Raw genomic sequence first — 6,238 nt, forward strand, 5'->3', positions numbered from 1 at the left:
GGTGGTCTGTCGACTCCAGGTGAATGACCTCAGCGCCCAGCGCGGCGAGAATGTGGGTGGAGGAGGGACCCGCCCACCACGCTGTCGCGTCGAGAATTCGTATGCCCTCCAGAGGAAGTCGCGGTGCACCTTCGGCTCCGGTCGTAATCCTGTTGTGGGCGGGTACTTTTGTTATTTCGCCAAGCGGGGGAGCGCCGGCGGTGGGGGCGGGTCGTCGGCCATTGATCCGGTAGGGCGCCAACGGGTGGGTAAAGCTGTCGTCGGCATACCTGCCCCACACGCCGCGCGCCGCGAACTGCGGGTGGTCCAACACGGTCTGGCCATTGTTGACGGGTGAGACGGGGATCCGCAGATCGGAGGCCAACGCGACGATCTCGTCTGTGGAACGTTGCGTCGTCCATTCCCGCACAATCCGATTCCACTCGTCCCGGCGTTCCCACCGGGTCGTGGCGAGGGCCCAGGCTGGGTCCTCATCGAGTAGGTCGAGTCGGCCGATCATCGCTAGGAACGACTCGAATTGTTGGCGGGTATTGGTGTTGAAGCCCACCCAGCCGTCGGCGGTCGGTTCGATGGAAGGGATTTCAACCTGTCGCGCCGGCACGGTCAATGGCGGGCGACCGGCCAGTCCGTGATAGAGGTCGGCGAACCCGCTGGCGCTGAGGTGACACGCCTCCAGCAATGAGCAGTCCGCGAGTTCGCCTGCGCCGCCGAGTTGAACCCGCCGCAATGCGCCAAGCGCCGCGACGGCGGCGTAGCTGGCCATCACCCATTCGAAGACTCGGCCACCGGCTTGAATGGGCGGTTGGTCCGAACGACCTCGCAACGCCAGGGTTCCGCTCTCCGCCTGGATCGTGAACTCCGTCGAGGGTCGGTCCCGGTACGGTCCGGTCAACCCGTAAGGAGAGAGCGCCACGATCACCAGGTGTGGCGCTCGCCGTAGGAGGGCCTCGCGGTCGAGTGCCCCAGGGCCGAGAGAATCGACGAACACATCGGCGGAAACGATCAGAGGCTCCAGGTCGGCCAACGAAGTGCCCACGACTGAACGCTTGCCGGCGTTCAAGAATTTGAACAGCGCGCCGTCGTCGTGTCGATCGCCAAACGTCCTGCGGCGGAACGGATCCCCGTCCGGATTCTCTATCTTGACGACCTCCGCTCCGAGGTCGGCGAACAACTTGGTGCAGTACGGGCCCGAAATTTCCGTCGCCCACTCGACGACACGAACCCCACGCAGAGCGATCATCGTGCGGCTTTCCGTGTCAATGTCTGCCGAAGTGAGTTACCCACCCCGATGAGTGCACACACGCCGCTTCCTGTCCTCACGCTCGTGCCGATCGAGCAGAGTGTTCTGCATCCGCATGGTTGCGGCTTGGTTGCAACGACGCTAGCGACGCGAAAGCTGACGTGTCAAGTGTGACTCGATAACGCTGGCCGCGGTTGAGTCGTTAAGCTTTCAGTCGGCCGCACGCACCTTGGGGGTCCGTTCGCCCCGCCCGCTGCGTTTGGCGGGCGGCTTCGTAGTCGACGTGCTTACCCCTTTGGCGAGGATTTGCGAACCCAGTTCGATCTGCGCGCGGATGTCCGACTCAGCCGTACCAAACCAGCGTGGTCCGAGGCTCGTCGTGAAGATGATGAAATTGGCCAGCAGCTCGGCGAACAGGTCGGCGTCGACGTCGGCCCGGATCTGCCCCGCGGCCTGGTAGTGGCGAACGCCTTCGGCGATAACGGCCGTACGGCGTGCGTGATTGGGTTGCAGCACCCGCAGCGAGAAGTCTGGATCTGACAACGCCCGACCGGAAATGTCCCAGCCGGGAACGCCGCTGTCCCGGTCATCGATCCTCAATCTCGCAAAGAAAAGCCGCTCGATATAGTCCTCGAAGCGCGTAGGCAGGTCCGCCACGACTTGCTCTTCTGCCTCACTGACCAGGTCCGCGATCTGTCGAGAAACGACTTGCTCGAAGATGCCTCGCTTGTCCCCGAAGTAGTGAAATAGCATCGCCTCCGAGCAGTCCGCGCGACGGGCGATCTCCTTCGTCGCCGCGGCCGCGTATCCCGCTTCGGCAAACACCTCAGCGGCCGCTTCAAGGAGGGCTCGTTGTTTGCCGTCCTTGTCGCGAACTCGCCGCCGCGCGCCTGTGGTCATCACACATACTTTAGCGAGCACCCGTCGGCTGAGCGGAAGCCTGCACGCGTGCCGCCCGTTCGCGCACACTGCGCGGGCGCGTCGATTCGAAGCGCTGTCAGATAGTTATCGAGTGCGACTTGACTCCGTGCATTCGACGATTTACTGTGCTGCGAAAGCAAATTTCGGCGTGTGCGAGAAATCAGAGGGCCGGCGCAGATGGCACGTGGACGGCGGTACGACTGCGGCGTGCCTGGACTGTGGTCGGCCCCTCGGTGGTGGCTGTCTGGCCGGGCTGACCGCTGGCGGTGTCTCGAGGTCGGCAGGGGCGGAAAGGACTACCCATGGTGAGCAAATCACCGGAGGAACACGCCCGGAACCTCGACCTTCGTCACGAGGATTTCAACGATCAAGAATTCCTCTACGAGGTCTACTCGGTGATGCGGGAGAACGGACCGTTCAGTCACCAGGACGTGCCATTCCTGGGCCCCACGCCGGGGGGCGCGTGGATCGCCACTCGCTACGACGACTGCTATGAGATTTTGCGGAACTGGCGCAGCTTCTCCAGCAAGCCCATGGGACTCGAGGGCAACCCGATGTCGTTCGGCGACATCGTGATCACCTTGGATCCCCCACGGCAGCAACAGCTTCGCAAGGTTCTCAATCCGTATTTCTCTCCGGGCCGGATGAAGGAGCTGGAACCCCAGGTGCGCGCGGTCACCGATGGGTTGATCGACAATTTTATCGAGCTGGGCAGCGGCGATCTCGCAGACGTTGCATGGCAGCAACCCGGGATCGTGTTCTTCCGGTACGTACTCGGCATGCCCGTTGAGGACGTGCCGCTCTACATCGAGACAGCCGACCTCGCGATCAATGGGGAGAGCGAAGACATCCGAAACGGTTCGATGACAAATCTCTACCTCCGCGTACGCGACGAGATCGACAAGCGTCGCGGTGAACCGCCGCGTGACGACCTGATCGACGTTCTACTCGCCGCCGAGATCGACGGCGAGAAATTGAGCTTCGACGACGTTGTCGCGAATGTGATGCTGCTGGTGCAAGCCGGGCTCGAAACAACCTCTAGCGCAATGTCATTCGCCTTCTTCTATCTTGGCACCCATCCCGAAGATCGCGACCGACTTGTACGCGAAGCCGGGTTGATGCCCGCGGCGATAGAGGAATTCATCCGGTTCGCCGGTTCGGTCCACGGACTGCATCGCTCAGTCGCGGAAGAGGTTGAACTAAGCGACCACAAGTTCTGTCCCGGTGAGACGGTCGTCGTGAACTATGCGGCCGCCAACCGCGACGCGCGCGAGTTCGACGAGCCGAACAAGTGCATTCTCGACCGGCAAACAAACCGCCACCTCGGGTTCGGAGCCGGCGTCCATCGCTGTCTGGGCTCCAATCTCGCCCGGCTCGAGTTTCGGGTGGGCGTCGAACAGACCCTGAATCGGATACCCGACTACGCCATCCCCCCTAGGGCAAAAGTTGATTTTCACGGGAACTCGGTCACCCGGGGCTACCGCGCCCTGCCCGTCGTCTTCACGCCGGGCGCCCGCATCGGCCGGTGAGAGGCGGCATGCGACCGCCGATCCGTCTCGCAGCCAACGTAGTAGCGACATCAGGGAGGAACCCGTGGACAAGCAAGATCTTCAGTGGATGATCTCCGTCGATGACCACATCATCGAGCCCCCGAACCTATGGGTCGACCGCGCATCGGCCGCCGACCGCGATCGAGTGCCACACGTGGAGCGCATCGACGGCGTCGATACGTGGATATACGACCAAGCGCGTGCGTCGGTGATGGGCATCCTGGTCGCGGCTCACCAGCGGCCGCCCGAATACTCGCCGCTGCCAGTGAATTACGACGAGATGCCTCGTGCCTACTTCGACCCGGTCGCCCGCATCCCTGACATGGACGAGGACCATGTGATCGCGGGACTGAACTTTCCGTTCTTCCCACGGTTCTGTGGTCAGATGTTCGCACACCTCGGTGACCGCGACCTGGCTCTCAAGTGCGTGCGGGCCTATAACGACTTCGTCATCGATGAGTGGTGCGCGGCGGCGCCTGGTCGCTACATCCCAATGGTCATCGTCCCGTTGTGGGATACCCGACTGGCCGTCGAGGAGACGCTGCGGTGCGCCGGCAAGGGCGCGAAAGCCATTGCCTTCTCGGAGAACTTGCACCCGCTGGGATTTCCGTCCATCCACTCGGGAGTCTGGGATGATTTCTTCGCGGTGGTGAACGAGACGAAGATGCCGCTGTGCACACACATCGGCTCGTCGTCGGTTAGTCCCACTACGTCGCCTGACGCACCTTTCGGGGTTCAGGCGGTCAACATCAATCTCAATCTGGCGAACTCAACCACGGATTGGTTGTTCTCGGGCAAGCTGCAGAAATACCCCGATCTGAAGATCGTGCTGGCCGAGGGCGGCATCGGCTGGATCCCTTACCTCATCGAGCGTGCTGAACATGTCGCCGCCGACTACCAATACCTGCGCGCCAACAACTGGGCAGTTGACCCCGCCACGATGCGCTTGACCCCGGTGCCAACCGATCCTGCAATTTTCCCGAAGGCTCCGCGCCAGCTCTTCCGCGACCACATGTACGGCTGTTTCATCGAGGACGACTTCGGGGCGGCCAATCTCGACTTCATCGGCGTCGACAATGTGATGATCGAAACGGACTATCCGCACACCGACAGCCTTTGGCCCAACTCCCTTCAGGCCGCTCACAAGGCACTCGACGGTCGGTCCGACCTCGACAAGTACAAGGTGCTGCAGGGCAATGCCCGCCGGGTTTTCGACTTTGAGCCCGCCCCGTATCCGGCGCTGGCGTAGTCAATCCCTTTCACTGGCCGACGGATTCGTTTGATGCGGGAGTACCAGAGCTTCATCGACGGTAAGTGGTTGAGCGACAATGCCCTCGGCACCATCGACGTCATCGATCCGGCCACCGAGGAGTTGATCGGACGAGTCGTCGAGGGTGGACAAAAGCAGGCGGCCATGGCGATCGAGGCTGCCAGGCGGGCTTTCGACGAAGGGCCATGGCCATGGATGTCCGTCCGGGAACGGGCAAAGATCATCAAGCGGTTCGCTGAGATCCTCGACGAGCGCAAAGCGGAGCTTCGGGAGCTGATCGTCGCCGAGATCGGCTCGACCGGCTTCATCACGGACCTGATTCAGGTTGGCGGTGCCATCGAGGCGGCCCACTACTACGGCGAGTTCGTCGAACATGATGTGACGTGGGTGGAGACACCGGGCGGCCCCGTGGTTTCGCCGACCGGCCTGGGCGGCGTGACAGTGGTCCGCGAACCGGTCGGGGTGGTCGGAGTCATCACGCCGTTCAACTTTCCTTTCTCGATCAACATTCAGAAGTGCCTGGCTGCCTTGGCTGTCGGCTGCACTGTGGTACTCAAGCCACACCCATGGACTCCGATGAACGCCCTGGAGCTGGCCAAGGTTGGCGAGGAAGCGGGCCTCCCGCCCGGGGCGTTCAACGTGGTCGTGGGCGGTGCCGACGTGGGAGAGGAGCTGTGCACGCACCGAGGCGTTGACATGATCGCGTTCACCGGTTCGACGGCGACCGGTCGGCGCATCCGCGAACTATCGGCGGCAACGATGAAACGCGCACAGCTGGAGCTGGGCGGCAAGAGTGCGCACCTCGTTCTCAGCGATGTCACCGAAAGTGACGTTGCGGGAATAGGATTCGGTCAGGTGCTGATGCATGCCGGACAGGCATGCACCGTCACGTCGCGACTTCTGTTGCCCGAGCACCTGCTCGAAGCGTATGTCGAGGGCCTCAAAGCGATGGCTCCGATGATTACCGTCGGCGATCCGCGTGATCCCGCAACTGTCGTCGGTCCGCTGATCAGGGATCAGCAGCGTCAGCGAGTTGAATCCTTCGTTCAGGCGGGCTTACAAGACGGCGCGCGGCTGGTGGTCGGCGGCAAACGTCCCGAACATCTCGAACGCGGCTTCTACTACGAACCGACGGCATTTGTCGACTGCCGCAGCGACATGCGCCTATGCCAGGAGGAGGTGTTCGGGCCTGTGCTGGCGGTGATGACCTATCGCTCCGAAGACGAAGCCATCCGCATCGCGAACGACTCCATCTAC

Annotated in this window: 5 protein-coding genes; 3 read left to right on the forward strand and 2 right to left on the reverse strand. The window is 62.5% G+C overall.

Annotation, left to right across the window (positions count from 1 at the left end):
- Together A5646_RS14380 and A5646_RS14385 are read right to left on the reverse strand one after the other, a co-directional pair.
- Positions 1–1,240 (reverse strand): CaiB/BaiF CoA-transferase family protein (locus A5646_RS14380; protein ID WP_197505197.1); only part of this gene is annotated, 1,240 nt, incomplete at its 3' end.
- Between the two features lie 210 nt (positions 1,241–1,450).
- The gene (locus A5646_RS14385) at positions 1,451–2,140 is read right to left on the reverse strand and encodes a TetR/AcrR family transcriptional regulator (protein WP_066865295.1); all 690 of its coding nucleotides are present in this window, start codon (positions 2,138–2,140) and stop codon (positions 1,451–1,453) included.
- Between the two features lie 323 nt (positions 2,141–2,463).
- On the opposite strand from A5646_RS14385, the gene A5646_RS14390 reads away from it, so the two are divergent.
- From A5646_RS14390 to A5646_RS14400, 3 genes are all read left to right on the forward strand, one after another.
- On the forward strand, positions 2,464–3,690 hold the full coding sequence (locus tag A5646_RS14390; RefSeq protein ID WP_197498204.1) for a cytochrome P450: 1,227 nt from the start codon (positions 2,464–2,466) through the stop codon (positions 3,688–3,690).
- A gap of 175 nt (positions 3,691–3,865) precedes the next feature.
- Positions 3,866–4,960 carry an amidohydrolase family protein gene (locus tag A5646_RS14395; RefSeq protein ID WP_231998330.1) on the forward strand — a complete coding sequence of 365 codons (1,095 nt, stop codon included), beginning with the start codon at positions 3,866–3,868 and terminating at the stop codon, positions 4,958–4,960.
- A 33-nt stretch (positions 4,961–4,993) separates the two neighbouring features.
- Positions 4,994–6,238 (forward strand): aldehyde dehydrogenase family protein (locus A5646_RS14400; RefSeq protein ID WP_067022217.1); only part of this gene is annotated, 1,245 nt, incomplete at its 3' end.

Origin of the sequence: Mycobacterium sp. 1245499.0 (assembly GCF_001673615.1) — a bacterium.
Lineage (GTDB): Bacteria > Actinomycetota > Actinomycetes > Mycobacteriales > Mycobacteriaceae > Mycobacterium > Mycobacterium europaeum_A.

Coding starts and splice junctions, on each gene's coding strand:
- A5646_RS14390 (WP_197498204.1), top strand. CDS start 2,464: ATGGTGAGCAAATCACCGGAGGAACACGCCCGGAACCTCGACCTTCGT.
- A5646_RS14385 (WP_066865295.1), bottom strand. CDS start 2,140: ATGACCACAGGCGCGCGGCGGCGAGTTCGCGACAAGGACGGCAAACAA.